Raw genomic sequence first — 3,179 nt, forward strand, 5'->3', positions numbered from 1 at the left:
CACCGTCAGCCGCCCTCCACCGCCCCGAACAGACAGCAGCAGACTGCCGACCAACCGCCCTCAGCACATCAAGAACTGAGCACGTTCATCCGTACGGGACTGAGCACGTTCACGTGTACGCCGACACGAGGGGCCGTTGTGGCTGTCCGCGATCCGCGACGCCTTCTCACGGCGGGTGGTCGCCTGGGAGACCTCCGCCCGCGCGGACGCCGACCTGGTCCTGTCCTCACTGGAGTACGCCCTCGCCAGCCGGGAAGTCGAGCCCGGCAAACTCATCCATCATGCCGATCACGGCTGCCAATACACGGCCATCAAGCTCACAACGCGCCTGGTCAGAGCGGGAATCCAAGCGTCCATGGGCTCGGTCGGGGACTCGTACGACAACGCCCTCGCCGAGAACCTGTGGATGCTGGTCAAGACCGAGTGCGTCCGCGGCCGAGTCTTCGCCACACGCGCCGAGGCGAACCTCGCGCTCTTCGAGTACATCGACGGCTTCTACAACCCCCGCCGCATCCAAAAACGCCTCGGCTACCTCAGCCCCGTCGAATTCGAGGAGAAGCACTACACCGAACAGGCGACGGCCGAACAAGCGAACCTGAAACCCAGTCGACCCGCTCTGACCAGCTAATCAACCACTCCCGCACAGCGGGGGAACCTCAGAGTGCGTCGAGCTGCCGGATGAGGCTGACGTCCCGTTCTACGGCGAGAGCGGCTATTACCGGGGCTATGGGGCCCGCATGGCGGAGGGTGAGCGCCGCCAAGCGTTGCAGGCTGAGTCCGAACGCGCCGGGGTTCGCCCGGGGGGCCTGGTCTACGTATCCAGCATCCGACCGCGGTGAAAGCGGCGGTCCTAGCCGACTCGACGACCCGTGCCGCCGCTATGGAGGGCATCGCGGAGTGGAACCGCCGGGAGGCCGAAGAGCAGGACAAGGCCGACCGGGCAGCCGCACAGAATGCTGACGAACAGCGTGCCGAGCTCGACTGTGACGCCGGCACCTGGGCGGCCGAGCCGGACGGCGCCGGTGGCGCGATGGACGCCGAGCAGGCGGCGGCCGTGCCGGCGGCCACGCAGCCCACGGAGGTGGACGCCGCCCTGCAGGTCTTCAACGAGCTGGCCCAGGTCCGGCTGGGAACGCTGCGGGCGCTGGGCCTGTTGCAACGGCACCAGGTCCACTTCACCGTCGACCGCAGCTGTGCGGTCTCCGAGCTGTGTGACGCCTCGAAGGCCGCCATCGACTTCATCCGGGACCTTACGGCCAGTCAGTACACCGCGCTGGATGACGAAGCCCTGCGGGCCTTCCTGGACGAGAGTGAGAAGCTGGGTTGAGCCGGCGTGGCAAGGACAGGCCGCCGACCCGGGCCGAGCAGGACACCGTCGACGTCCTGCTGTGGCTGGACCGCCGGGCGGCCGAAGAGGTCTCCTACGCAGAGATCGCGGCCGGGGTCGGCATTCCGGTCAGCAACCGGCTGTGGACGGCGGTGCGAGGAGCGCGGCGGCCCGCCGAGGTCGACGGCTACCGCCTGGAGCAATTCATGAGGTCCAACCACCCGCTTCGCCGCGGAGCGTGGGTGGCCCGTTTCCACCGGGCCGGCCACGGAGACGAGTTCGGCGCCCGCGACGCGCTCCTGGCCTGCCGCAAAAGCGTCGCCTCCCTGGCCGAGATGAAACGCGCGACCGCCTTCGAGGCGACCAATCCCCAAAGCATCGACGCACAAGCATTCGGACAGATGGCCCAGACCGCAGACGGGGCGTTGCGGCTGATCAGCGGCGTCGAGGGCCTGGGCACCAAGGCCATGAAGGACCAGCAGACGATCAACGCGATGGCAGCGCAGATCGCCGACCTGAAGGCCCAGGTCAACGAGATGACCGCGGACCCGTCAGTAGCGAGCGCCTGACAAAAGTCGGGTCCAGCAACAGACCCTGATGCCCCACGAGCGGGCAGGGCGTCTCAGAACCCGTTGTCCTACCGTTCAGGTGGCTGGGTGGTTCGAACAGGGTTAGCAGGGTTTGTTGGTAGGGGGTCTGAAGACGCGTCAGTTCCTATGTGTGGTTATATCTGCGGGCGTAGCGCAGTGATCACCTGCGCCGATACCGGAGGTCACAAATGTCCATACGCCGCAAGATAGCTACGTCCGCCGGGACGTTCGCCCTCGCTGCGATCACCTGTCTCGTCACCTCTCCCTCGGCCCACGCCCTATCCGGCGTCGTGCAGATCAAGTTCGACAACGGCCTGTGCCTCGACGTCCCCAACGCCGACGCCCACAGCATGCAGTATGTGCAGCAGTGGGGCTGCAACGGCACCAATGCCCAGCAGTGGAAAATCATCAACATCGACCCCACGCACTTCAAGATCCAGAGCACGATCTCCCCCTACCTGTGCCTCAACAACTGGCAGGGGGGCGACAAGACCGGCAACGACATCGTGCTCTACGCCTGCGTCAACGACGGGGACGGCCAGTTCAACATCGTCAACAACAACGGCAATACCTGGCCTATCGACCGGCTCCAGCCCAAGAGCGCCGCCACGAACTGCGTCAACATGTGGGGCGGCGACCAGTGGGGCAACCACGCCCGCCTCTACCCCTGCAACAACGCCTCCAACGAGGTCGTGACCTTCGGCTACGTGTAATGAAGGGCGCCCGTCGTCTCATCGCCTGACCCGCTTAGAAGCTGTATTTCTATCGATCAAGGTGCCTGGTGCTCGAACGAAAGATCCCCCGACCGGTTCCCGGTCGGGGGATCTTTCGTTCGGGTGGGCATGAAGACAGGGCCCCTGGCGCATCTCGTGGGTGTTGAAGCCGGAGAGCCACCAGGAGGCCCTGATGTCGCAGTTCTACGCGTTGACGCCTGCGGAGTCCAACTCGGCTGCACCATCGTGTGATTGCCTCGCGCATGTGTACCGCAATGCGGCCGACCGTGCGGATCGGCGGCGGCGCTATCCCTCGGACATGACGGACGCGCAGTGGTCCAGCGTCCGCCCGTTGCTGCCGGTGCCCGCCTGGCTGGAGGGTCGGGGCGGGCAGCCGGAGGGCTACTGCCACCGCCAGATGCTCGACCAATGCCACGAAGTTAAGGGCCCGTTGGCGATGTCAAGCTGTCGGGGAGGGTGATCTTGTAGGTGTTCGGGGCGGTGCGGATGAGTCGGCCGTTGCGGGCCCAGTAGCAGAGCTGTGCAGTG

The 3,179-nt window shown here is 66.0% G+C and carries 3 protein-coding genes and 1 pseudogene; all 4 read left to right on the top strand.

Translation table 11 applies throughout. The annotated features are described in order from the left end of the window. Positions 1-133 precede the first annotated feature (133 nt). Positions 134-628: pseudogene (locus tag QMK24_RS40830) on the top strand (transposase); the annotation flags it as partial. Positions 629-835: 207 nt separating this feature from the next. Then, positions 836-1,327 carry a hypothetical protein gene (locus QMK24_RS40835; protein ID WP_283471978.1) on the top strand — a complete coding sequence of 164 codons (492 nt, stop codon included), beginning with the start codon at positions 836-838 and terminating at the stop codon, positions 1,325-1,327. Further along, positions 1,324-1,896 carry a hypothetical protein gene (locus QMK24_RS40840; RefSeq protein ID WP_283471979.1) on the top strand — a complete coding sequence of 191 codons (573 nt, stop codon included), beginning with the start codon at positions 1,324-1,326 and terminating at the stop codon, positions 1,894-1,896. Before QMK24_RS40835 ends, QMK24_RS40840 begins: the two co-directional genes overlap by 4 nt. A 209-nt stretch (positions 1,897-2,105) precedes the next feature. Then, the gene (locus tag QMK24_RS40845; RefSeq protein WP_283471980.1) at positions 2,106-2,630 is read left to right on the top strand and encodes an RICIN domain-containing protein; all 525 of its coding nucleotides are present in this window, start codon (positions 2,106-2,108) and stop codon (positions 2,628-2,630) included. Positions 2,631-3,179 lie beyond the last annotated feature (549 nt).

It is taken from the genome of Streptomyces sp. PH10-H1, from assembly GCF_030063355.1.
GTDB lineage: Bacteria > Actinomycetota > Actinomycetes > Streptomycetales > Streptomycetaceae > Actinacidiphila.

What these genes read in the sequence shown, in the direction of transcription:
- QMK24_RS40845 (WP_283471980.1), top strand. Translation starts at nt 2,106, where the DNA reads ATGTCCATACGCCGCAAGATAGCTACGTCCGCCGGGACGTTCGCCCTC.